At 59.5% G+C, this 23,433-nt stretch carries 24 protein-coding genes; 16 read left to right on the top strand and 8 right to left on the bottom strand.

Translation table 11 applies throughout. The features are described from left to right. Window positions 1–401 precede the first annotated feature (401 nt). The 6 genes from C4J84_RS16100 (at window position 402) to C4J84_RS16075 (ending at window position 7,689) form a co-directional block, all read left to right on the top strand. Complete coding sequence (locus C4J84_RS16100; RefSeq protein WP_124435716.1) at window positions 402–2,795, top strand: TonB-dependent siderophore receptor; 2,394 nt, start codon at window positions 402–404, stop codon at window positions 2,793–2,795. Window positions 2,796–2,814: 19 nt separating this feature from the next. Further along, window positions 2,815–3,786, top strand: coding sequence for an amino acid ABC transporter permease (locus tag C4J84_RS16095; protein WP_124430012.1), 972 nt, complete (start codon window positions 2,815–2,817; stop codon window positions 3,784–3,786). Next, entirely contained in the window at window positions 3,779–4,552 is a 774-nt protein-coding gene (locus C4J84_RS16090) for an amino acid ABC transporter ATP-binding protein (protein WP_124435715.1), read from the top strand. The genes C4J84_RS16095 and C4J84_RS16090 overlap by 8 nt, the downstream gene beginning before the upstream one ends. Before the next feature lie 18 nt (window positions 4,553–4,570). Further along, on the top strand, window positions 4,571–5,494 hold the full coding sequence (locus tag C4J84_RS16085) for an ABC transporter substrate-binding protein (protein ID WP_124371213.1): 924 nt from the start codon (window positions 4,571–4,573) through the stop codon (window positions 5,492–5,494). Between the two features lie 11 nt (window positions 5,495–5,505). Next, entirely contained in the window at window positions 5,506–7,089 is a 1,584-nt protein-coding gene (locus C4J84_RS16080; RefSeq protein WP_124371212.1) for an FAD-dependent oxidoreductase, read from the top strand. A 177-nt stretch (window positions 7,090–7,266) separates the two neighbouring features. After that, window positions 7,267–7,689: a RidA family protein gene (locus C4J84_RS16075; RefSeq protein ID WP_124371211.1), complete on the top strand. Its 423-nt coding sequence runs from the start codon at window positions 7,267–7,269 to the stop codon at window positions 7,687–7,689. Between the two features lie 6 nt (window positions 7,690–7,695). Here the strand turns inward: C4J84_RS16075 and C4J84_RS16070 are convergent, their stop codons facing one another. The 5 genes from C4J84_RS16070 to C4J84_RS16050 all read right to left on the bottom strand — a co-directional run bounded on the left by C4J84_RS16070 (window position 7,696) and on the right by C4J84_RS16050 (window position 11,199). Next, window positions 7,696–8,268: an HD family hydrolase gene (locus C4J84_RS16070; protein WP_124367567.1), complete on the bottom strand. Its 573-nt coding sequence runs from the start codon at window positions 8,266–8,268 to the stop codon at window positions 7,696–7,698. Between the two features lie 86 nt (window positions 8,269–8,354). Continuing rightward, window positions 8,355–8,912: a helix-turn-helix transcriptional regulator gene (locus C4J84_RS16065; protein WP_124371210.1), complete on the bottom strand. Its 558-nt coding sequence runs from the start codon at window positions 8,910–8,912 to the stop codon at window positions 8,355–8,357. Window positions 8,913–8,945: 33 nt separating this feature from the next. Beyond that, a complete protein-coding gene (locus C4J84_RS16060) occupies window positions 8,946–9,776 on the bottom strand; it encodes a 5'-nucleotidase, lipoprotein e(P4) family (RefSeq protein ID WP_124371209.1) in 831 nt (276 codons plus the stop codon). Window positions 9,777–9,815: 39 nt separating this feature from the next. Beyond that, a complete protein-coding gene (locus C4J84_RS16055) occupies window positions 9,816–10,052 on the bottom strand; it encodes a hypothetical protein (protein ID WP_124363466.1) in 237 nt (78 codons plus the stop codon). Between the two features lie 70 nt (window positions 10,053–10,122). Next, complete coding sequence (locus C4J84_RS16050; RefSeq protein ID WP_124371208.1) at window positions 10,123–11,199, bottom strand: aldo/keto reductase; 1,077 nt, start codon at window positions 11,197–11,199, stop codon at window positions 10,123–10,125. 491 nt (window positions 11,200–11,690) lie between these two features. Between C4J84_RS16050 and C4J84_RS16045 the strand changes: the two genes are divergently transcribed. From C4J84_RS16045 to C4J84_RS16010, 8 genes are all read left to right on the top strand, one after another. Next, a complete protein-coding gene (locus C4J84_RS16045; protein ID WP_124371207.1) occupies window positions 11,691–12,662 on the top strand; it encodes a cysteine synthase family protein in 972 nt (323 codons plus the stop codon). Continuing rightward, window positions 12,640–13,200, top strand: coding sequence for a phosphoribosyltransferase family protein (locus C4J84_RS16040; RefSeq protein WP_124371206.1), 561 nt, complete (start codon window positions 12,640–12,642; stop codon window positions 13,198–13,200). The genes C4J84_RS16045 and C4J84_RS16040 overlap by 23 nt, the downstream gene beginning before the upstream one ends. A 19-nt stretch (window positions 13,201–13,219) precedes the next feature. Beyond that, window positions 13,220–14,137 (top strand): DMT family transporter, encoded by a 918-nt coding sequence (locus C4J84_RS16035; RefSeq protein ID WP_164487779.1) that lies wholly within the window; start codon window positions 13,220–13,222, stop codon window positions 14,135–14,137. Next, on the top strand, window positions 14,134–15,381 hold the full coding sequence (locus C4J84_RS16030) for an ATP-grasp domain-containing protein (protein ID WP_124371205.1): 1,248 nt from the start codon (window positions 14,134–14,136) through the stop codon (window positions 15,379–15,381). Before C4J84_RS16035 ends, C4J84_RS16030 begins: the two co-directional genes overlap by 4 nt. A 141-nt stretch (window positions 15,382–15,522) precedes the next feature. Then, a complete protein-coding gene (locus tag C4J84_RS16025; RefSeq protein ID WP_124371204.1) occupies window positions 15,523–16,149 on the top strand; it encodes a glutathione S-transferase family protein in 627 nt (208 codons plus the stop codon). A 16-nt stretch (window positions 16,150–16,165) separates the two neighbouring features. Continuing rightward, window positions 16,166–17,086, top strand: coding sequence for a LysR family transcriptional regulator (locus tag C4J84_RS16020; protein ID WP_124371203.1), 921 nt, complete (start codon window positions 16,166–16,168; stop codon window positions 17,084–17,086). After that, window positions 17,086–17,970 carry a LysR family transcriptional regulator gene (locus C4J84_RS16015; protein ID WP_124371202.1) on the top strand — a complete coding sequence of 295 codons (885 nt, stop codon included), beginning with the start codon at window positions 17,086–17,088 and terminating at the stop codon, window positions 17,968–17,970. Before C4J84_RS16020 ends, C4J84_RS16015 begins: the two co-directional genes overlap by 1 nt. A gap of 80 nt (window positions 17,971–18,050) precedes the next feature. Next, a complete protein-coding gene (locus tag C4J84_RS16010) occupies window positions 18,051–18,983 on the top strand; it encodes a pyridoxamine 5'-phosphate oxidase family protein (protein ID WP_124371201.1) in 933 nt (310 codons plus the stop codon). A gap of 28 nt (window positions 18,984–19,011) precedes the next feature. Here C4J84_RS16010 and C4J84_RS16005 read toward each other — a convergent pair whose 3' ends face one another. After that, window positions 19,012–19,239, bottom strand: coding sequence for a hypothetical protein (locus tag C4J84_RS16005; protein ID WP_124371200.1), 228 nt, complete (start codon window positions 19,237–19,239; stop codon window positions 19,012–19,014). A 298-nt stretch (window positions 19,240–19,537) separates the two neighbouring features. Between C4J84_RS16005 and C4J84_RS16000 the strand changes: the two genes are divergently transcribed. Both C4J84_RS16000 and C4J84_RS15995 read left to right on the top strand, forming a co-directional pair. Then, window positions 19,538–20,485 (top strand): type III secretion protein, encoded by a 948-nt coding sequence (locus C4J84_RS16000; RefSeq protein ID WP_177412750.1) that lies wholly within the window; start codon window positions 19,538–19,540, stop codon window positions 20,483–20,485. Window positions 20,486–20,608: 123 nt separating this feature from the next. Next, complete coding sequence (locus tag C4J84_RS15995) at window positions 20,609–21,478, top strand: hypothetical protein (RefSeq protein ID WP_256681355.1); 870 nt, start codon at window positions 20,609–20,611, stop codon at window positions 21,476–21,478. Between the two features lie 151 nt (window positions 21,479–21,629). Here the strand turns inward: C4J84_RS15995 and C4J84_RS15990 are convergent, their stop codons facing one another. Together C4J84_RS15990 and C4J84_RS15985 are read right to left on the bottom strand one after the other, a co-directional pair. After that, a complete protein-coding gene (locus C4J84_RS15990) occupies window positions 21,630–21,938 on the bottom strand; it encodes a DUF6124 family protein (RefSeq protein ID WP_124371199.1) in 309 nt (102 codons plus the stop codon). Window positions 21,939–22,641: 703 nt separating this feature from the next. Next, entirely contained in the window at window positions 22,642–22,947 is a 306-nt protein-coding gene (locus C4J84_RS15985; RefSeq protein ID WP_124371198.1) for a DUF6124 family protein, read from the bottom strand. Window positions 22,948–23,433: the final 486 nt, after the last annotated feature.

The following is a 23,433-nucleotide window of genomic DNA, read 5'->3' as shown; positions in this document are numbered from 1 at the left end:
TGACTGACACTCAGCTATCGGGGGCAAGCCCCCTCCCACATTTGAATCTCTGTATGTCTAAAATATTATTTATATGAATAAAGATATTTATAAATAATGAAATTAACAAATATTAGCTTATGCCCAAATAGCATTATATTTTTGAAATTCATTCCGTTATGTTTGGTCTCAACAGCCTACCCCAAACCCCGGATGGTACCCAGCGTGATTCAGATTCTGCGCACCTGACCGGGTAATCCCCGGCAGCAGAATCGTTGGAACGGAGTTCAACGTATGTTGCCCCTTCAAGCCCCTCGCTCGCCCCACACCTAATTCAAACCGCACCCACACCTTGAACACCGGCCATGCCGCGTCTGGCGCGTGCCTGCCCGACCCTGCGATTTGAAAAACCGGGATCAGCGATGAAGCATGTTCTACCCCCCACCGCAGCCTTGACCTTGTCCCTGCTGGCCGCCGCGGCCCAGGCCCAGGGCGACAGCACCCTGTCCACCGTGGTCGTCACCGGTAACCGTGGCGCCGAGCAACGCACGGTCACCAGCAGCCCGGTGCCTATCGATGTGGTCAGCGCCAAACAACTGCAAAGCACCGGTAAACCCGGTTTGATGGAAGCGCTCAGTGCGGTGATTCCATCGCTGACGCTACCGGAAAAAACCGGCTGGGACGCCAGCGGCATTGCCCGCGCGCCCAACTTGCGTGGCTTGAGCGCCGCCGAGGTGCTGGTACTGGTCAATGGCAAGCGTCGTCATACCAGCGCGACCCTGAACATCAACGGCATCAACACCGGCGCCGCACCGGCTGACCTGGACCTGATCCCCATCAGCGCCATCGACCATGTGGAAGTGCTGCGCGACGGCGCCGCCGCCCAGTATGGTTCCGACGCCATCGCCGGGGTGATCAATGTGATCCTCAAGGCCGACACCAGCGGCACCTCGATGACCAACGCCGGCCTTGGCTATGACGGCAAGAAGCAGACCGTGCAGCAAAGCCTCAACAAAGGCTTTGAAATCGGCGACGGCGGCATCGTGCAACTGGCCCTGGATGCGCGCAGCCAGAATGACGACAACAAGGCCAGCGCCAACGGCTACAGCTATGAGCAAGCCTACGGCCTGGCCGGCAAGTCCACTTACGGCGGCTACGGCACGCCCAAGACCAACCTGCTGACCCTGGGCTACAACGCCGAACTGCCGATCGACGACAGCCTGAGCCTGTACTCCTTCACCACTTACTCACGGCGCAAGGCCGAGCAGGGCCAGAACTTTCGCCTGCCGACCATCACCAACACCATCACCACCGGGCCCAACGGTTATCCGGCCGGCTACACGCCCACCTGGTACATCGACGAAGACGATTTCCAGGCCGCCTTCGGCGGCAAAGGCACCGTGGGCGAGTGGGACTGGGACCTGTCCACCACCTACGGGCGCAACGAAGCGGAGCAGGGCACCACCCATAACCAGAACCCGTCCCTGGGCGAGGCCACGCCGAACAGCTTCACCTCCGGCACCTGGATTTCCACCGAGCTGACCACCAACCTGGACGTCAAGCGCGGCTTCGATATCGGCCTGCAAAAGCCGTTGGACCTGTCCTATGGCCTCGAGCACCGGCGCGACACCTATGAGGTGCAGGCCGGTGACTACGCGTCCTATGCCAACGGCGGCTACTGCGTGGCACCGGGCAATTGCGCGTCGTCCGGGGCCCAGGTCACCAACGGCATTTCCCCGGACGAAGAAAGCACCGCCTCGCGCAATAGCGTCGCAGGTTACGTGGATGCGGGCTTCAACCCGCTGCCGGACTGGTACGTGGGCACCGCCGTGCGTTATGAGCATTACAACCAGGGCGTGGGTGCTACTCGCAGCGGCAAATTGACCACGCGCTACGACTTCACGCCGCAATTGGCCGTACGCGCCACCGTGAGCAATGGCTTCCGTGCGCCATCCCTGGCCAACAGCCTGTTCAGTGCACGCTCGACCACCTATGGCGTGGTCGACGGGGTGTACCAGTCGATCAACTACGGCGTATTGCCAGTCGGTTCGGCGGCGGCCAAGGCGTTGGGCGCCGAGGACCTCAAGCCCGAACGCTCCACCAACTTCAGCCTCGGTTTCACCCTCACCCCCACCGACCGCCTGAGCTTCACCGCCGATGCCTACGTGATCAACCTGCGCGACCGCATCACCCTCACGGGCACCTTGCTCGGGCCGGAAGTTACCCAGGTGTTGCAGAACAACGGCGTCAACTCCACCTCCGGCGGCCAGTACTTCATCAACGGTGCCGACACCCGCACCAAGGGCCTGGACCTGGTCAGCAGCTACAACCACGACCTGGGCGCGTTCGGTGCCGTGAAGTGGACGGCCGCGTTCAACTGGAACCAGACCAAGATCCTCAATTACAAAGAGTCGACCACTATCCTCGGCACCTCCTACGAGCTGATGGATCGCGAGGCGCGCAACCTGATCACCGACGTGCAACCCAACACCAAGCTGATCCTCGGCGGTGACTGGAGCATCGGGCGCGTGAACCTCAACCTGGCCCTGACGCGCTACGGCGCCTACAAGGAAGTCAACGCCTCGGCCAATCGCGACCTGGACCGCGTCTACAGCGCCAAATGGATCACCGACCTCGACCTTGGCTACAACCTCACCAAAGACCTCAACCTGGCCATCGGCGCCAAGAACCTCTTCGACATTTACCCCAAGAAACAAGGCGTGCCGAGCAGCACCATGCTCGCCAGCTACGGCACCTATTCGCCCTATGGTTTTACCGGCGGGTACTACTACACCCGGCTGACTTATGCCTTCTGAGGCCTGCGAGGAATAGAACATGCCCATTGTCGCCAAACCCTACGACCTGATCGATGAGGTCAACCATTACCCGATCCGCACGCGCCGCGCCTCCACGCCGATCAAGGCCCTGCAGGTGGTGCCGGCCCGGCATCCGTGGCGCTGGGCCGGGTCGATCTTTGCCGCGCTGGTGCTGCTCGCCATCGTGCACTCCCTGGCCACCAACCCGCGTTGGGAGTGGGGCGTGTTCGGCCAGTGGTTCTTCTCGCCGTCGGTGCTGCGCGGCCTGGGGCAGACCCTGTTGCTGACGCTGCTGAGCACGCTGTTCAGCGTCATTCTCGGCACCGCGCTGGCCCTGGCGCGATTGTCGGGCTCGCCGCTGCTGGCGGCGTTGGCCTGGGGTTATATCTGGTTCTTCCGCTCGATGCCGGCGCTGCTGGTGCTGATCATCCTCTACAACTTTGCCTACCTGTACGACCACATCGTGATCGGCGTGCCGTTCACCGAGCAGGTGTTCGCGCAATGGTCCACCGTGGATGTGCTCAGCCAGTTCACCGTGGCGGTGCTGGGCCTGAGCCTGATGCAGGCGGCGTACGCGGCGGAGATCATCCGCGGCGGCTTGATCGGAGTGGATGCCGGCCAGCATGAAGCGGCGGCGGCATTGGGGCTGCCGGCCTCGCGGCGGATTTTCCGGATCATCTTGCCCCAGGCCTTGCGCTCGATTTTGCCGTCGGGTTTCAACGAAATCATCGGCCTGGTCAAGGGCACGTCCATTGTCTACGTGCTGGCCCTGCCGGAGCTGTTCTACACCGTGCAGGTCATCTACAACCGCACCCAGGCGGTGATCCCGCTGCTGATCGTGGCCACGGTGTGGTACCTGATCATCACCACGGTGCTGACCAGCGCCCAATATTACGTCGAGCGCCATTTCGCCCGTGGCACCGCGCGCGTGTTGCCGCCGACACCGCTGCAACGCCTGCGCCTTTGGCTCAAGGAGAAATCCCATGGCTGAAGCACGCGCAGGACGCATCCAGATCCAGGGCGTGGGCAAGCGGTTCGGCAACCATCAGGTACTCGATAACATCGACCTGACCATCGATCCGGGCAAAGTCACGGTGATCCTCGGGCCGTCCGGCTCGGGCAAATCCACCTTGCTGCGCACCATCAATCACCTGGAAAAGATCGACAGCGGGCATATCACCATCGACGGCGAGTACGTCGGCTATCGGCGCAAGGGTGACCTGCTCTACGAGCTCAAGGAGCGCGAAATTCTCAAGCGGCGCATCGACGTGGGCTTCGTGTTCCAGAACTTCAACCTGTTCCCGCACCTCACCGCCTGGGAAAACGTTGCCGAAGCGCCGTTGGCCCACAAACGCTGGAGCAGGGCCGAAGCCCAGGGCAAAGCCGCCGAACTGCTGACCAAGGTCGGCCTGGCGGACAAGCTCAAGGCCTACCCACGCCAACTCTCCGGCGGCCAGCAACAGCGCGTCGCCATTGCGCGTGCCCTGGCGCTGGACCCCAAGGTGTTGTTGTTCGACGAACCCACCTCGGCCCTCGACCCGGAGCTGGTGGGCGAAGTGCTCGACGTGATCAAGGGCCTGACCCGATTGGGCGCGACCCTGGTGATCGTCACCCACGAAATCGGCTTTGCCCGCGAGGTGGCCGACCATGTGGTGTTTCTCTGCGACGGCCAGTTGATCGAAGAAGGCCCGCCCGAACAGATCTTGCGCCAACCCCGACATCCCCGCACCCAGGCCTTTCTCGGCAAGGTGCTTTAGTTCAAGGAGTGACTGCCCATGTTTAACCATCCCCTGCGCGTGGCCTTGCTGGCGCTTGCCGTCGGCACCGCACAACACGCGTTTGCTGTGCAGCAGGTCGACCTCAGCCCCGACCGCCCGCGCATTCATGCGCCCCGTAACGAGGCGGCCATCGCGCAAATCCCGCCGGGCTTCAAGTTCGCCCAGCCGGGCAAGTTCACCGTGGCCGTGTCCGGTGTGGCCGGGCCACCACTGGCGCTGCTGGCCAGCGATGACAAGACCACCATCGGCAGCGAAGCCGACACCGCGCAGTTGGTCGCCGACAGCCTCGGCCTGCAACTGAACGTTGTGCAGACCAGTTGGGAAGACTGGCCCCTGGGCGTCAGTTCGGGCAAGTACGACGCGGTGATCAGCAACGTCACCGTGACCGAGGCGCGCAAGAAGCGCTTTGACTTCGCCACCTATCGACAGGACGTGCTCGGGTTTTACGTGAAGAGCACCAGCCCGATCAGCGAGATCAAACAGGCCGCCGACATTGCCGGGCTGAAGATCATCGTCGGCTCCGGGACCAATCAGGAAAAAGTCTTGCTGGCGTGGAACGAGGCCAATGAAAAGGCCGGCCTCAAGCCTGCACTGTTGCAGTACTTCGACGACCAGGCCGCCGCGCAGCTGGCGGTGCAGTCGGGGCGCAGCGATGCGTTGTTCGGGCCCAACTCGGTGTACGCCTATTCGGCGGCAATCACCGGCGGCATCAAGCGCGTCGGCACCGTCAATGGCGGCTGGCCGTTGCAGGCGGATATCGCCGTGACCACGCGCAAGGACAACGGCCTGGTCAAGCCGATCCACACCGCCCTGGAAGGTGCGATTGCCGGAGGGCAATACGCGCAGGTGCTGCAGCGCTGGGGGCTGGATGTGGAGCGCGTCGATGCATCGCTGATCAACCCACCGGGCCTACCGGATTAGGAGTCGCGAACATGACACTGACACGACGTGAAGCGCTGTCCAGCATTGCTGCAGTCGGCGGCGAAAAGGCGGTCGAGGATGCGCTGGCCGCATTGGGCCTGGGGCCGTCTTCACACCGGCGCCCGCAACCGCTGAAACTCAAGAACGGCGTGGGGCAGGGCACCCGCGTGCTGGTGCTGGGCGCCGGGATTGCCGGGCTGGTCAGCGCGCTGGAACTGAGCCGGGCCGGGTTCACCGTGCAGGTGCTGGAGGCGCGCGACCGCGTGGGTGGGCGCACTTGGACCCTGCGCAACGGCGACCGCGTGGACTACAAGGATGGCCGCTCGCAAACCGTGGCGTTCGATCCGGGCCAGTATTTCAACGCCGGCCCTGCGCGTATTCCCAGCCAGCATCGCACGATCCTCGACTATTGCAGCGAATTGGGCGTGCCCCTGGAAGTGCTGGTCAACAGCAGCCATGGCGCCCAGGTGCGGCCCGACCTGCAGCAACCGGCGTTCACCGTCGGCCAGGCGGTCAACGATGCACGCGGGCATCTGTCCGGCTTGCTCGCCAAGGCGGTGCAGCGTGATGCGCTTGACGACGTCTTGACCCTTGATGAACGCACGCGACTGCTCGCGTTCCTGCAGGTGTATGGCGACCTTTCCCAAGCGCTGGCGTACGAGGGCAGCTTGCGTTCCGGCCACCTGGAATCGCCTGCGCACCCCGGTGCACTGCCAGCCAGCGCGCGGCCGCTCGATCTTGAACGCCTGCTGCATCCAGAGCTGTGGGGCGCGCTGCTGCACACCGAATTCCCGGAGTTTTCGGCAACCATGTTCCAGCCGGTGGGCGGCATGGACCGGATCACCGAGGCGTTCTACCAGCGCGTGCGCGAGCAGGTGCAGCTGGGCGCACAGGTACGGCAGATTCGCCAGTTGGGAGACGGCGTCGCGGTGACCTATCACGACCAGCACAGCGGCCGTGAACAGGTGGTGCGCGCTGATTACCTGGTCTCTACCTTGCCGCTGCCGTTGCTGGCCAAACTCGACACCGACTTCAGCGACCCGATCAAGGCGGCCTTGCTCAGCACCCGCAGCGACCAGGCAACCAAAGTGGCGTGGCAATCGCCGCGCTTCTGGGAAACCGATTATCGCACTTATGGCGGCCTGTCCTGGGTCGAACACCCGGCGCGCTTGCTGTGGTACCCGAGCAACGACCTCAATACCCGCGAAGGCGTGCTGGTGGCCGGTTACGTCACCGGGGAGGGCGCCGACGTGTTCGGCGCGCAGTCGTTCGACGCGCAATACGCCGCTTCCCGGCACGCCGTGGAACTGCTGCATCCCGGTTACTCCAGGCACCTGCGCCATCCGTTGGCGGTGTCCTGGGAGCAGATCCCCTACAGCGAAGGCCCGTGGCTGCAACGCGAACACTTCCCGGCCGATGCCAGCGCGCTGCTCGAACAGGCCCACGGCCGCGTGTACTTCGCCGGCGACGGTCTGGTGCAAAGCGGCGTGGGCATCTGGCAGGAATCGGCGGCCAATTCGGCGCGGCATGTGGTTGCGCAACTGGCCGAGCGCGTCACCCAACAACGACAGATCGCGGCCGTGGCCGCGTCATGAGACTGCGCTGTCGTGGCGAGGGAGCTTGCTCCCGCTGGACTGCGTAGCGGTCCCAATCGTGTTGAGCTGGGAGCTGGGTGACCGCCATCCCGGCCCAGCGGGAGCAAGCTCCCTCGCCACAAAGGGTATGGGGCAGCCTTCGAGATTTGTGTAAACCTTCAATCAAGGAGCAACACCATGAGCGACAGTATCCAACGCACCAGCGTCGGCGATTTTCCCATCTCGCAAACCGTGACCGTACCGGCCTCGGCCAGCCTGATCTTCGTCAGCGGCACCTTGCCGGACCTGGCCGACCCGAACGTCCCTGGGGTTTACGGCAACACCGAAGTGCAAACGGTTTCGGTGTTCAACAAACTGCGCAAAATCCTTCAGCAGCAGGACCTGGACCTGGGCGATATCGTGCAGTTGCGGGTGTTTTTGGTGGGCGCCGCTGAAACCGACGGCAGGTTGGATTTCGCCGGGTTGCAGCGCGGTTATACGCAGTTCTTCGGCACCCTCGAACAACCGAACAAACCGGCGCGCACCGCGTTGCAGGTGGTGGCGCTGCCCCTGCCGGGGGCGTTGGTGGAAGTGGAGGCGGTGGCGGCCAGGGCCGGGTGATGTCAGTCACTGCGCGGCGTCGAGGCGTTCCTGGGTAGCGCGGTCGATCAGCGCACGCAGCGCCTCGAATAAGGGCTCGGCATCCGTATGTTTCTTGCCGTATGCCAGGTTGAAAGCGTAATCGAAATCCGGCGGGTTGAGGCCCTGGGTGTGCTGCAGCAGGGTCTCCAGCTTGTCCATCGCCTTGACGGCTTTGGCTTCCGGCGACAGTGCGTTCTCGTAGTCATCCCACAGCGTCAGAATCTGGCTTTTCAGGGGCCCATCCAGGGCTTGGGTCAACTGCAGCAGGTCGCGCCGCTCCTGCTCGCCCTTGTTGGGAAACGCCGCCTGGCTGACTGCTGGAATGTCACCGTTAATGGCTTCGCCCAAGTCATGGATCACGCACATCTTGAGGATTTTAAGCAGGTCCAGGCCGGGCAGTTGATCGGCGAACACCATCGCCATCAGGCACAGGCGCCAACTGTGTTCGGCGGTACTTTCCGTGCGTCCCGAAGCGGTGTGGGCGCTTCTGAGCACGTCCTTGAGTTTCTCGGCTTCGCGCAGAAAGTCGAGGCGGCCTTTGATTTTTTCGAAGTCCATGACGCTGCCTCCATCAGGTTGATGATGCAGGTAAGCCTAGGTGCGCTGGCGCGGTGCGTCCACGCATAAAAAATGCACGAGGCCGGTCAGAGCGTCTCGACCAGACGCGCGGCGCTGCCATCGCTGAGGATCAGGCGTGTCCAGCGACACAGGCTTGGGCGGATCGGCACGAGGCTGGAGTCGTTGCTGCCGGTGCTGAATTGAAGCGCTGGCGGCGCCTGGTTCTCGCGCCAGCCGGTGTGATCCAACGCGGCTTCCACCTGGCGGATTTCCGCTGTCGCATAACGCCACAGCGATTGGCCCATCAAGTCGACCAACGGGCGGCTGAACTGGGCGGCGCGGGAGGGCGAACAGGCCAGGAGGCGGTGCGTCAGGTCGCACACCAGGTGTACGGCGCGCGAGCTGTCTCTGACCAGCCCAGCCAGGGCCTGATCAGCTGCGGTGTCAAGCCGAGCGGACAGCAACCGTTCCAGCTGTTGATGCGCGGCAGCGTCCATGGCTTGCAGGCCATTCTCCCAGCGGGACAACGTCGATTGGTTTACGTTGAACATCTGTGCGGCATGGGTTTGCTTGACGCGGTGTAACAGGCGCCATCGGCGCAGCGCAATGCCCGGAATGGCGGGCTGGAGTATCAGGGCGGGCATTTCGCGTTTCCTCGTCAATGACAGGCCGGCGGGCTACAACTGCAATGCCTGCTGTTTGAGCCTGCGCTTTTGCTCGAATGGCAACGTCTCATTATCCCCATACGGCGCGCTGTACCAGTTGCCGTAAGTCGGATTGGGCAGCAGAAACCAGCGCTGCCCCAGCCAGTTCACATAGGGCGCCACTGCCTTGCGCTGGGCCGCCAGGGTGTTGTGCTCGGCCTGTACGAAATCCCCCAGGGAATCGCCGGCCATCAGCAGCACGCGCGCGTGGCTGGCGACCCATTGGCGGCGGCAGGTCTTGCCGTAGCCGGCGCTTTCGCAATGGCCGATGGGGGTGCTGGCGGCCAGGATCTGTTCGTCGCGCTCGATCGGAAAACCACGCAAGCGCAGGTTTCTGACTGTGGCCGCGACCTGGCTGTGTTCGCGGTTGGTGAGGTAATAGACCTCGATGCCTTTTTGCCGAGCCGCCTGCAGGAACGCCACCGAACCGGGCAGCGCCTGGGCCTTGGCTTGATCGACCCAGGTGTTCCAGCGGTCATAGGAATAGACCTGGTTATGGATAATGTCACGGGCATTGAGCGGCACGTTGTCCAGCAGGGTTTCGTCGATATCGACCACCACGGCCGGGGGCAATCCTTTCAAATCCCGTGCAGGCAAGGGCAGGGCGTCCCAGGTGGGATCGGCCAGGGCTGTATCGAGTTGGCGGGTAGCGTTGGCGAACAGCTGGCGGTAGATCAGCTCGTGCTCGATGGAGGTTTGGGTCCAGAGCACGGCGTCGAGCTGGTCGTTGGCCGGTGGGGTTTGCTGGCAACCGGTGAGGGCAATGGATAAAAGGCAGGCGCTGGCGAAAATCAGGTTGCGCATTGAAAGGCTCTCAGCGATGGGTAGGCTCAATCATAAGCGCTACCCGTCGGCCTTGCGATCAATCCAATGGGTCTTGATGCCCTTGGCCCAGGCCACCGTATAGAAACAACTGAGCAGCACGATGCCCCATTGCTCGGCATTGATCGACGACCAGAACCAGAACGGCTGGCCGGCCATGCCGAACAGGCAGGCGTAGCGGCGTACGTGCAGGCGTTTGCTTTGGCTGAACCAGATAGCGACGACGCCGAGGGCGGCGATCATGATTTGCGCGATCAAAGCGATCTCCTTGATCAAGGTGAGAGGGCACAGGCCCCTCCCACCTGTTGAACGGCTGTGTCGCCGAAGGTTATTTGTCCTTGCGCGCATCCATGGTTTTTTGATGCTCGGCAAGGAACGGCTGCTCCGCCGGATCGAAGCGATCGATCCCTGCGGTAAACCGGTGCCAGTACGGATACAGCGGCTGGCGACGCGTCACGGCCTCGATGCGTGAGGATTGCTCCTCGGTCAGCTTCAGCTCGGTGGCGGCAAGGTTGTCGCGCAGATGCGCCTCGGTGCGGGCGCCGACGATCAGCGAGGTGATCCCCGGGCGATCCTTGAGCCACGCCAGGCAAGTGCGCGCCACCGAGACCCCGTGTTCATCGCCCACGGCAGCCAGGGTTTCGATGATGTCCAGCGCGCGTTCCTGGTCGTGCACGTAGGGTTCCGGCCAGTCGCTGCCCTGGCGGGTATTGGCCGGTGGTTTATGCCCGCGCCGGGTCGAGCCGGTCAGCAGGCCTTCACCCATCGGTCCCCACACCAGCGTCCCGACCTGCTGGTCCAATGCCAGCGGCAGCAGCTCGTACTCGGCCTCGCGGGATTCGGGGGTGTAGTAGATCTGCTGGGTGATCGGCTTGAGCATGCCGTGCAACTCGGCCTTGCCCAGGGTTTTCATCATTTGCCAGGCGGTGAAGTTGCTGGTGCCGAAGTAGCGGATCTTGCCCGAACCGACCAACAGGCGCAGCGCCTCGAGCGTCTCTTCGATGGGGGTCAGGCCGTCCCAGTTGTGCAGTTGGTACAAGTCGATATGGTCGGTGCCCAGGCGCTTCAAGCTGGCTTCACAGGCGCGGATCAGGTGATAGCGCGATGAGCCGGAATTGTTCGGGTTCTGGTCCACCGGGCTGCGGCCCTTGGTTGCCAGCAAGATGTCGTTGCGCTTGTCGCCCAGGGCTTTACCAACCACTTCCTCGGCCAGGCCATGGGAGTACAGGTCGGCGGTATCGATCATATTCACCCCGGCATCGAACGCGATATCGAACATACGCCTGGCCTGGGGCACGTCCACCGCACCGCATTTCTCGAACTCGGCGCGACCGCCAAACGGCACGGTGCCCAGGATGATTTCCGAGACCAGCAGGCCGGAATGACCCAGTTGTCGGTATTGCATGTTGCCTCCTACTTTGCGTTGCACGTGAAGGTGTGAACGATGAGAGTGGCGATAGTTTGAATTTTTTCGTGAAAACTTCGCGCCACAGGTTGTTGGTGAGGCAATCAGGAATCCCACCGCCTCCCCGGCATGAGGACTGGCGCGGTTCGACCCGTGATTGATTTTTGCGGCAGCGCCAGTGTTGGGCACGGTAGGGGTAGTGCTGTTGATGTACCGGCGGTGGTTCTCGGGCAGTCATCGGACTTTGCAGGAGCGGTTTGAGGAGTGCGCTTGTAAGTTAAAAGTACTGTAGGAAAGTTCCTTAGTGTATGTATTAATAATTAACCCCAAACGTAGTTTTTGGGCGTTTTGCTAGAAAGTTCTTACCTACATTTCTTCAGGCGAATAGATGGGTGTTTTACCTGTGCCTACCTATCCGTTTTGCTAGCTATTATTTTTTCGAATGATTTGCTAGCGTTTGAGGCTACCGCAACGTGTTCAGGGGTTTGGAGATGGAGCTGGAGGATATTGGCAACACGCCGCTAGTCGAATTGGCGTCGCTTTCCGAAAATGGGAATAGGGTCTTTTCCAAATGCGAGTTTCTGAACCCTTCCGGAAGTCATAAGGATCGAACGTATTTAAATATTGTGAGTCGACTGGAAGAGGCCCGAATTATTAAGCCGGGTATGACGCTGATTGACTGCTCTACTGGAAATGGAGGCGCCGCACTGGCTTGGATCGGCAGATTAAAAGGCTACAAAGTAAAGATATTTATGCCTGAAGGTATGACTGAGGAGCGGAAAGCGCAGATACGCTCTTATAATGCTGAAATAGTGGAAACTCCAAAAGAATTGTTCTTGTCGGGTTCAGTGCTCCAAGCGAAAGCTTACTTGTCGGAAAATCCGTCTGAGAATAGCTATTATCTGGATCAGTCCAGTTGTTTGTTGAATAAAGACGGTTGGAGGGTCTGTGGCAATGAAATAATTAGGCAGTTTGGTGTGCAGAATGTCGTGCCTGATTTTTTTGTATGCTCAATTGGCACAGGGGGCACGTTCTCTGGTATTGCTGAGGTATTAAAGCAAGCGTACGGCGAAATTATAACGATAGCGTTGGAAGTTAGTAGTTCGGCGCCTTTGTTCTCACAGAGAAATAAACTGCCGTTTAATCATCGTCCCCATAATTTAATGGGGTTAGGCGCGGGGGTGATGTCGCCTAATACAGATCCCGATCTAGTTGATGAAGTAAGGGTGGTTGATGGCTCTGGCACGTGGTCTCGGATGAAACAGTTTATTAGGGCAGAAAAGCTCCCCATTGGACCCACCTGTGGCGCTAATCTGCTGATGTGTGATGAGCTCGTTCGAACGCTCAAAAACAAGACCATAGTTACCGTGTTTTTTGATAGTTCCTGGAAATACGCGAGCCGTTGGGATGGGCTCTACCCTGAGTACAGTGAGGTGAACTATGTTACTGGAAGAGATTTATAGAAAAGCCAACGTCGTATGGTCAGGGAAATCACTTACCACCGTGAACGAGTTTACTGATCAGATACCTGCATTGCGGCCAGAAGTTCTGATGGAGGTTGCTCATAAAGTAATCAAAGTTATGAATCATGATATTTCGAAAATTGTCACAGAGGAGGATAAGGGTGTGGCATTGGCGACCACCGTCTCTCTATTAACAGGCATTCCCTTAGCCATAGCAAGGTGGTATTCCTATAGTCTTGGTGGTCTCAATGAGCAAGTGGTTGCTATTGAATCGGAATACTTTCAAGGGCAGCTCTATCTCAATGGAGTTGAGGCGGGTGATCGAGTGGTCATTATTGATGACACATTAAGTTCTGGTGGTGCGGTCATTGCATTGGTCGAAGCTGTAAAAGCAGCTGGGGGTGAGTTGGTAGATATCGTATGCGCCGTAGAGAAGGTTGGAAACGGTGGGGCTGATAATGTAAGGAGAACGACGGGGCTTGCCGTTAAAACAATTATGAAAGTGGCGGTTAGCGAGAATGGGGTGAGCATTGAATGAAAACCATCGAGCGCGCTAAATGTTAATGCAACGAACCGGATTGATCATCGGCTTGGTATTTTGCTTGATCAGTGCAGCGTTCGACGTCTACGTTGCGTTGATCACCCAATCGATCAGTACGCTGAACGTTATCTTTTATTGTTTTATCACATCAGCCTGTTTTTTTGGTGCTTGGGCGTTCTTTCGAAATATGCGTTCGCTGTGCTCCAAATTAAGAGCCCAATGGCCATTGGTTGTGATGGTCAATCTTGCGGTTCTACTCAATTGGGGAGGGCTGTTCTACGCGCTGCGTTATCTCGAACCTGCAGTAGTTGGGGTTGCCTCGGTAGCCTGTGGTCCTGCACTCACATTGGTTATTTCGTTGCTTAACAAACGTAGCGTCAAGGTTGCTCTCGCGGATGCGCTGGTTTCATGGCTGGTACTCATCTCGGTAGCGATCATGTTGTTTAATTCCTTTATGGGGGACAGTGGTGTAGTCACCACCACCGGCGGGCAGCGAGTCCTGGGTATTGCTAGCGTATTGGCGTGCGCGTTGGGCACGGTCATGTACACGGTTTTCTCCAAGGAAATGTTCGCTCGCCAATGGTCTGTCTACGAGATTCTGGGTATTAGGAATATCGCAATGGTTGGCGTTTGTGCCGTTGCAATTCCTGCCACGGGGGGCAGTTTTTTACTCGATCGTGAGTTGATTCCGCCTATGGCGGTGCTGGTGGTGTTAGGGCATTTGCTGCCTATTTACCTGATCCAGAAAACTATCTATTACCTCGCGCCTATTCACGTTTCCCTGGTATTGCTGACGCTTCCTGTATTTGTCTTGTTGCTGCAGTACATGGATGCGAGAGTTGAATTCTCCTTTGCCAGCGTTGCAGCGGTTACTGTGATTGTTTTTTTGCTGTTGGGCAGGGCGTTGCATGCATTGAAAAGGGAGGTTGTATGAGAGTCGTCATGGTCGATGGGTTTTCATCCGGGAAGTTCTTGGCGAAGCGATTGAAGGACGAAGGCTGTGTACTGGTGCATGTGGCTTCATCAGAAACGCTGGACAGTTACTATTACAAGGGTTTTGACTGCGCGCTCTATGAGCAGATGATCGTCAATCGTGATTTTGCAACGACTTTGGCGGAAGTCCAACGCTTCAAACCGCAGTTCATTCTTGCAGGCGCAGAAACGGGTGTGCTCCTGGCTGACTATCTGAATGAGCGATTGCAACTGCCTTATCGCAATCATTTCGACAAAACCAACGCGCGTCGAAACAAGTACGAAATGATCCAGTGCATAACCCAGGCGCAGATTCCGGCTGCACGGCAGTTCATGGCTGGTTGTTGGGAGGCTGCTCAACATTGGATCGATGAGCACGGACGTTATCCGGTGGTCATCAAACCCCTCGAAAGCGCAGGCGCCGATGGTGTGTTTATCTGTGAAGATAGGCACGCCTGCAAGGCTGCTGTGGAGCGTCTGTTGGGGACGACCAATAAGTTGGATATTCCTAACACCCAAGTTCTTATTCAGGAATACCTGGCGGGGCTGGAGTATGTGGTGAATATGGTCTCCCTCAACGGACAACAGCTTGTTACTGAAGTCGTACGTTACCAAAAGCAGCGAACGCCGAGCGGTGGCATTCTCTACGACATCGATGAACTGATGGGGTCCGATTCGCCGATTTATCCAGTGCTTGTCGACTACACACGAGCAGTAGTGCGGTGTCTCGGCATTCAAAACGGTCCTAGCCATGCGGAGGTCATGTTCACTGAAGACGGGCCGAAATTAGTGGAAATTGCCGCCCGCACCGACGGCATTCTTCGACCAGACGTCTCAAGGAAAACCACTGGCCTTGGACAGATCGACGCTGTGGTTTTATCCCTCCTGCAGCCGGAGGTCTTTCGGCAGCGGTTGGCACGGAAGGTTGATTATCGGCGCCTGCAACATGCCTACAACGTTTGCTTGATCAACCGCTCAGAAGGCAGCTTCGAAAAGGATGGTTTTTTGCAACAACTGCTCAAGCTCGAGTCGTTTTTCGAGGCAGTGTTTTACGTTGAGAACGGCCAGCCGATCGGCGTGACCCAGGATGTATTCAGTCAGCCGGGCACAGTGTATTTGGTTCATACCGACCCAGTGGTGATCGAGGCGGATTACCGCAGGATTCGCGCACTCGAATTCCAGGGAGCTTATCTGACTGCCGGCTAGCAGCGTCAGCGCGGAATCGCGTTATTGTTTCATTATCTGAAATGCTGGATTGTACAATCTGGTAATTCCGCTGACGGTTGGTACATAAGAAGATTGCAGCCATCGACACGATATTCGGTCGACAACGCCCTGGAGTCCGTCATGCCCGCAATCAAACTGTATGGTTTCCCCTTGTCCGGCCACTCCCATCGGGCCGAGCTGATGCTGTCCCTGCTGGGCCTGCCCATGGAATTTATCCTGGTGGACCTCAAGCAAGGCGCGCATAAATCGCCCGAATTCATTGCCACCCTTAACCGCTTTGGCCAAGTGCCGGTGATCGACGATGGCGGGACGATACTGGCGGACTCCAATGCCATCCTGGTCTACCTGGCTGCCACCTATGGCAACGGCCAGTGGTTGCCCGCTGATCCGGTCGGGCAGGCACGGGTGCAGCGTTGGCTCTCGGCTGCGGCCGGTCAATTGCATGCCGGGCCTGCCACTGCGCGGTTGGCCACGGTGTTTGGCGCCGACGTGGACGCGGACGTCGCCATCAACCGTGCCCATGCACTGCTGAACGTAATGGAGCAGCAACTGGGCGAGAGCCGCTTCCTGGCTGGCGATTCGCCGAGCATTGCCGATATCGCGTTCTACACCTACACGGCGCATGCGCCGGAAGGCAATGTGTCGCTGGCCGACTATCCTCAGGTGCGCGCCTGGCTGGCCAGCATTGAAGCGCTGCCGGGTTTCGTCGGCATGCCGCGCACGGCGGCGGGTCTGCAATCAGAGTAACCAGCAAGGGGCGTCGATGGACCGTTTTCATGAAATGCAGGTGTTCCTCGCGGTGGCCGACGAGGGCGGCTTTGCCGCCGCCGCACGGCGTCTGAACACCTCGCCGCCCAGCGTGACCCGGGCGATTGCCGCCATGGAACAACGCATCGGCACCCAGCTGCTGGCGCGCACCACCCGCAGCCTGCACTTGACCGAAGCCGGGCAGCGTTACCTGGAAGACTGTCGGCGCATCCTCGCCGAGCTGGACGAGGCCGAGGAAGCGGCAGCGGGCAGTTATTCGATCCCCTGCGGGCAACTGAACGTGACCGCCCCGGTGCTGTTCGGCGAGCTGTTCGTGGCGCCGACGCTGGGCGATTATCTCGACCGCTTTCCCCAGGTGAGCATCAATGCGCTGCTGGTCGACCGTGTGGTCAATATGAGCGACGAAGGCGTCGACGTGGCCGTGCGCATCGGTCATCTGCACGAGCCGGGGCAGCAGGCGATCAAGGTCGGCGAAGTGCGCCGGGTGGTGTGCGCATCGCCCGCTTACCTCGACCGGCATGGGCGACCCCAACGGCCTGAACACTTGCGTGAAGCGAAGATCGTGGCCTCATCCGCCAGCCAACGCCTGGATGAATGGGCATTTGTCGACGCCGGCCAGGCGCTGACGGTAGCTATCGAGCCGCGCCTGGTGGTCACTGCGAACAACGCCGCGATCAACCTGGCGCGCCTGGGCTGGGGCATGACGCGGGTGCTGTCCTATCAGGTGGCGGCGGCGGTGGCGGCGGGTGAGCTGGAGCTTGTGCTGCAGGATTTCGAGCCGGCAGCGCTGCCGGTGCAGGTGGTATTCCAGAACAACGGGCGAGTGCCGGCCAAGGTTCACACCTTCGTCGATTTCCTTGCCGATCGGCTGGGGCGTGACGTGGCCCTGAAACCGCTGATTAAGCCGCGCGACTGATGGAACGTTATCGCGATATGCAGTTGTTCGCGGCGCTGGCCGGGCAACCGAGCCTGGCGGCGGCGGCGCGCGTGGCGCAGGTCTCCGGCCCGACCCTGGTGCGGGCGATTGCGCGTCTGGAAGGGCGTTTGCGCGTAACGTTGTTGCAGCGCAGTACCCGTGGGGTCAGCCTGACCGACGCGGGCGATGCCTATATGGCCGACTGTGTGCGGCTGCTGGCGGCGGTGGAGGCGGCTGAAGCTTCGGCCAAAGGGTTGCATAGCCAGGCCCAGGGCAATCTGCGGATATTCTTGCCGTTGCTGTTCAGCCGCTATGTGATGGCGCCGGTACTGGCCGCGTATATGGACCGTTACCCGCAGATACGTGTGGTGGCTCACTATCACGACTACTACCCGAACCTGCACGAAGAAGGGCTGGACGTGGCGGTGCTGATCGGCGAGTTGCCCAGCTCGTCATTGATCGCACGGCCGGTGGGGCATGTGCGGCATATCCTCTGCGCCAGCCCCGGTTACCTGGCCGCCCACGGAGAACCGCAGCATCCCGCCGCCCTCAAGCAGCATCATTTGATCGCCAATACCGACCCGGTGCAGTGGGACTTCGCGCACTATCAGCTCAAGGCCCGCGCACGGCTGCGCTGCGCCACGGTGCAGGGTTCCATCAATGCGGCCTTAACGGGGGCAGGGCTGCTGCGTTGCCTGAGCTACCCGGTGCACGAGCACTTGCTGAGCGGCCGGCTGCGTCGCGTATTGCCTGGCTTTGAATTGCCTGCGGTACCGGTGCAGGTGGTGTATCGCGAAGGTCGCCATGCGTCCATGCGCGTGCGCAGTTTTGTGGATGACTGTGTGGCGGCCTTGCGCGAGCACCCGGCGTTTCAGTTGGAGTAACAGTGGATTGCCTGGGGTGGTCATTCTCTCGGCGACAGGTCAGGCGCAGCATCCAGCTATCACAACGAGAGGTGAACGCCATGAACGCGATCGACGCATCCCCCTGGCATAGCGGCGAAAGGCAACTGCAGGAAAGTGCCGGCGTGGCCGAACGCATGGCCGTGATCGGCCCCAAGGTGATACGCGATCACCTGCCGGAGCAGCATCGCGATTTCTTTCCCTTGTTGCCTTACCTGATGCTGGGCGTGGTGGATGAACACGGCATTCCATGGGCAACGATGCTCGAAGGCGCGCCAGGCTTCGCCCATTCGCCTGATCCGCAGCGGTTGCAAATCGACAGCCTGCCCTGCAGAAGCGATCCCGCCGGGGCGGGCCTAGCGGTCGGCGCGTCCGTCGGCGTGCTCGGTATCGACTTGAACACCCGCCGTCGCAATCGCATGAACGGGCGCATCGGCGCGCTGGATCACGACGGCTTTGCGGTGGACGTGGTGCAGAGCTTCGGCAACTGTCCCAAATACATCCAACTGCGACCTGTCGATACCATTGCGCGCCAACCTGGCAGCGTGGCTGAGCGCAGCGACAGCCTGGATGGCGCTGCACACACAATGATCCGCAATGCCGACACCTTCTTCGTCGCCAGTTATGTCGACCTGCACGGCGAGCGCTCGGTGGATGTTTCCCATCGCGGCGGCAGCACCGGTTTTGTGCGGGTCGAGGGCAATGTGCTGACCATTCCGGACTTTGCCGGCAACCTGTTCTTCAACACCCTCGGCAACCTGCAAGCCAACCCGCTGGCGGGGTTGTTATTCATCGATTTTGAATCGGGTGACGTACTGCAAGTGGCCGGGCGTACTTCGCTGATCCTCAGCGGGCCGCAAGTGGCCGAGTTCGAAGGGGCGCAGCGGTTATGGACGGTGACCGTGGAACAGGTGGTCCGCCGTCCGGCAGCATTGGCCTTGCGTTGGCAGTTCGCCGAGTTTTCGCCCTATAGCCTGGCGATGGGAAGCTGGTAGCCAGGCGCGGTCTGGCGGGCGCTGGAGGTCAAATGTGGGAGGGGGCTTGCCCCCGATAGCGGCGGTTCAGCTGGCTCATTTGTGGCTGATGCACCGCCATCAAATCGCTTGCGGCAGCTGAAATTGCGCTGAGGATTGTTCGGATGAAAACGTCGCCGTTGAGGAATTGTCCGATGGAAATCAGCTGAAATAGAAGGACGTTGTTACCTGTTACGCCTCTGATATCAGGAACCTTTCCCACTGGCTTGCCACGCATGAGGACTTGTTGCATCAAGACCGACGGTGTCGGTTGGCAAGTAATGTTTCCTGAATCGCAGTGTGAGTTGCCTGGTGCGATTCCCATCCTTTGCTAAATGAGGCTATACAAGATGGTCACGCTTAACACGTCTGACACTCGACAGGCTTATTGCGCCTATGCAACGTCTGCGCAAGTTGAAAACACACAGGGCCCTTCAACTTCCGATCGATTCAATCGTTTCGGACAAGTGCCAGCTCATCATGCGATTGGTCGAACTGTCCAGTCGAGCGGTAATGATCGAGGAACAGCTGAGCTGTTGAACTTACTCACGACGCTGGTAACAACACTTAAAACGTGGATGAACGAGGGAAGTTTGCCTCCCACCCCACAGCCACCCGTGACCGTAATACCCAAACCGTTTATTCCCAGGCCGCCGGTCGATATCGCGCCGATCCCCGATGCCGCGCAGCCCAGTAGAAGCCGATGGAAAGAACAACTGGCACCGTTCATGAATCGGTCAGATCTGGCCAGTAGCCGAAACGCTTTCGATACTGAACTTATTGAAATGTTTTCCGATAACAACAGCGAGCCGTCGAACACGTTTTTGTCTGAAAAAGCCCCAGGGCAAAAACCCGACGATATCCGCAACGGGCTGCGCGCCACCTATGAGAACTTTCCCTACCTGGGTACCACGGGCAGAGAAGAACACGTGGCGGCGATCAAGGTGGCCATGGCCACCTTCGGGCAAAATCCAACCGGGGTGTTCACGCAAGTCGTCAAGAGTGGAGATGGCTATAACGTCACGATGAAAGACGGCTTCAAGCTGCATATCACCGGTGAAGAGCTGCAACTGGCGGCCAAGGCGGCGAAATTCAGTGGCGGCGATGAAGGCATGGTCAAGGATGCGCAATTTCTGTTTGGGGTAATGAGCAAGCGTCAGCACCTGGAGCAGGCGCGCAACAATGCAACGGACCCGTTCTACAGCATTTATGGCAAGGACAGCGCTTACCACGCCCACCGTACTTATCCGGGGGTACTGGCGGCAGCGGGACAGGGCATCGGCGGCGGCGCGGCGTTGTCGTACCTGGGCCTCAAAGAACATATGCAGATCATCGATGCCAGTGCACTGGGCGCGCGCGTCGGGGTGCCATTGGACAAGGGCGAGCGACACAAGAATGGTGCGCTCTTTGATGGGGTCATGGAGGGGCAGTTATATAACCAGCCCGTTTCGCCGTCGTTGAAGGTTGTAACGCTTAGCGATTGAATGGGATAAGTACAGCGTATTAAATCTGCTTATTGTCATTGGAACACTGGGCCATGGTGATTATGGCGCTCAAGTTTCGTGCGCCTTTTTTTAAGTCAATTATGTGAGTGACTGAAGATGTTAGTGCCTAGCGTTAGTTATGCTGCGCCTGGTTTTGCCGAGGCAAGTGCCGCCGTCATTTCTCCAGGTTCCTCGATTGAAGTTGCACGCGCCGGAGCGGCTGAACAGTTAAGTGGGCTGGTCACGGAGTTGGGGCGTTTATTAGTACTGCTGTCAGCGCGATTTAAAACGCAAGTCGACGTGAAACCCTCGCCTGACCCGATGGATAATCTACCTTATGATAACGACTCAGTGAATGAACGGCCCGTCGATAATCGCCACGACTTCCTGAAGGGAACGTCGACGAATAGGGGCGTCAAACCTGCTGATATTTTCAAGGACTTCTATCAGTTGCAGGAAGGCAACTGCGTGACGATATCCGCCATTAAAGCCGCCATGATGAGATTCGGTCACAACCCTCACGGTATTTACACCTCCGTCCACGCCACCGACGCCGGCTACCGTATCGTCATGCGTGATGGGTTCAAGCTGGACATCACCCGTGATGAGTTGCACCAGGCCCAGGCCGGCGCGAACTTCGGCGCCGACCGACCCAATGATGTACTGGTCAATGCGCAGTTCTTATATGCCGTCAGCGCCAAGCGCGCGTATCTCGAAAATAACGACGGCACGGCCAATCAGAGCTTTGCCGCCGCGATGCGCAGTTTGAATGATGGCGAGTATCCGGGGCAGGCGTTGCGTCGCCTGGGCTTAAAGAACTTCGTTGCCCCCGCAACCGTCCAGGACTTCCTCAACGGAGCCAGCGGCACGATAGCCGACTTGCGTCATTCAATGGCAGTGGTCGACGGCTTTTTGGATAGTTATGGGGACAAACAGCAACTGAATGGACGCGACTGGAACGGCTATTCCTATATCGGCCTGAAGTTGCTCTAGCGCGACCGCCAGGCTCGGTGGCTCGCCCCACGCATCGCCCAACGCGGTACACAGATTCACCTGCGCGACCCTTTTTTCTCGCGGCAGCAAAGCCAGTCAATCAAGAAACAGCGCTGAGCCGTGGCGAGGGAGCACGCTCCCTCGCCACATTTTATGAGGTTGTCTTCAACGGCCTCATACACTCGATGGAGCGATCCACGGTTGTTTTGGCAATCTCCAGCAAATGCCACACCGCCAGGATCTTCGCCCGCTCAGGGCTGCTCAGCAACTCCCCGCAATCCAACGCCGTCGCCGAAGCGCTGTCGAGCAAGCTGGCGGTGTAGAGCAGCGCATCTTCGAAGCTCAAATCTTCGTTGACGCTGTGGAATCCTTGGGTGGGCAGGTAATGGTCGATGGCCCGGTTGAACGCAGCGCGGTCTTTGGCGGGATCGAAGGGTGGATCGGGGAGGACTTTGTTCATGGTGTAGCTCCTTGTGAGTATTGGAGCCGACGCCTCTCGCGACTAAACGAAGGTGGCGGCTGTACGCAGGTTAGTCGACCGGCCACAAGGAAATCCGGCGCGCCCGAAGGCGCCCTGCGCACAGCCACCATAAAACTCCATGTGACCATGCGCCTTGTGACATACCGAGCGACTAAACCCGATCACTGATGAGCAGTGACAGGCCGCAGACTAGCCTCCGATTCCAACAGGCACAAGGCGGCGAGGATTGTCTCGGAAACGTCCTGCTATTTAAAGAGATGTGGCTTGCTGGCCCTTTGAAAATGTTTCAGCGGGTGAACGACAGGGGATCGTTCCCACGCTCTGCGTGGTAACGCCTCCTGGGACGCTCCGCGTCCCGCCAACCGCTACTGGACACAGGTGACGCAGAGCGTCACGGGCTGCTTTCCCACGCGGAGCATGGGAACGATCGCCTTGGCGGGTGGGCTTGATAACCGCCGGGTATCCAACTGAGACTCCACGATCCAACTGTGGGGACTTGCCCCAATGCCACTGTAGGAGCGAGCTTGCTCGCGAAAAACGGCCAGGCAACGCGTTCATTCTGAATAAACGCGGGGGCCCTGAGTTCTTAGCGAGCAAGCTCGCTCCTACAAAAAAGCCTTAACTGACTGGCATTGGGGCTTGCCCCCGATGGCGGCCTGACAGCCGAAGAAAATATTGCATATCAGGCCGTTTTCGAAGGCTTCATGCACTCGATGGAGCGATCCACGGTTGTTTTGGCAATCTCCAGCAAATGCCACACCGCCAGGATCTTCGCCCGCTCAGGGCTGCTCAGCAACTCCCCGCAATCCAACGCCGTCGCCGAAGCGCTGTCGAGCAAGCTGGCGGTGTAGAGCAGCGCATCTTCGAAGCTCAAATCTTCGTTGACGCTGTGGAATCCTTGGGTGGGAAGGTAATGGTCGATGGCCCGGTTGAACGCGGCACGGTCTTTGGCGGGATCGAAGGGTGGATCGGGGAGGACTTTGTTCATGGTGTAACTCCAACTGGAAGGTAAGGAGCCACACCCTTCGCGACTAAACGGAGGGTGGCGGCTGTACGCAGGTTAGTCGACCGGCCAGTTGGACCCGGCGCACCCTAAGGTGCCCTGCGCACAGCCACCATGAACATGGTGACAGCTTGCGCACAACTGGAATCCGAGCGACTAAACCCGATCACTGATGAGCAGTGACAGGCCGCAGACTAGCCACCGATTCCAACCGGCACAAGGCGGCGGGGATTGTCTCGGAAACGTCCTGCAATTTAAAGAGATGTGGCTTGCTGGCCCTTTGAAAATGTTTCAGCGGGTGAACGACAGGGGATCGTTCCCACGCTCTGCGTGGTAACGCCTCCTGGGACGCTCCGCGTCTCGCCAACCGCTACTGCCTACAGGTGACGCAGAGCGTCACGGGCTGCATTCCCGCGCGGAGCGTGGGAACGATCGCAGGCAGCCCTGACACCTCTCGGTCCCCTGTGGCGA

Origin of the sequence: Pseudomonas sp. R11-23-07 (genome assembly GCF_003852295.1) — a bacterium.
Classification (GTDB): domain Bacteria; phylum Pseudomonadota; class Gammaproteobacteria; order Pseudomonadales; family Pseudomonadaceae; genus Aquipseudomonas.
Note: the sequence above shows the minus strand (reverse complement) of the source record. Positions and strands in the feature narration are given on the sequence as shown.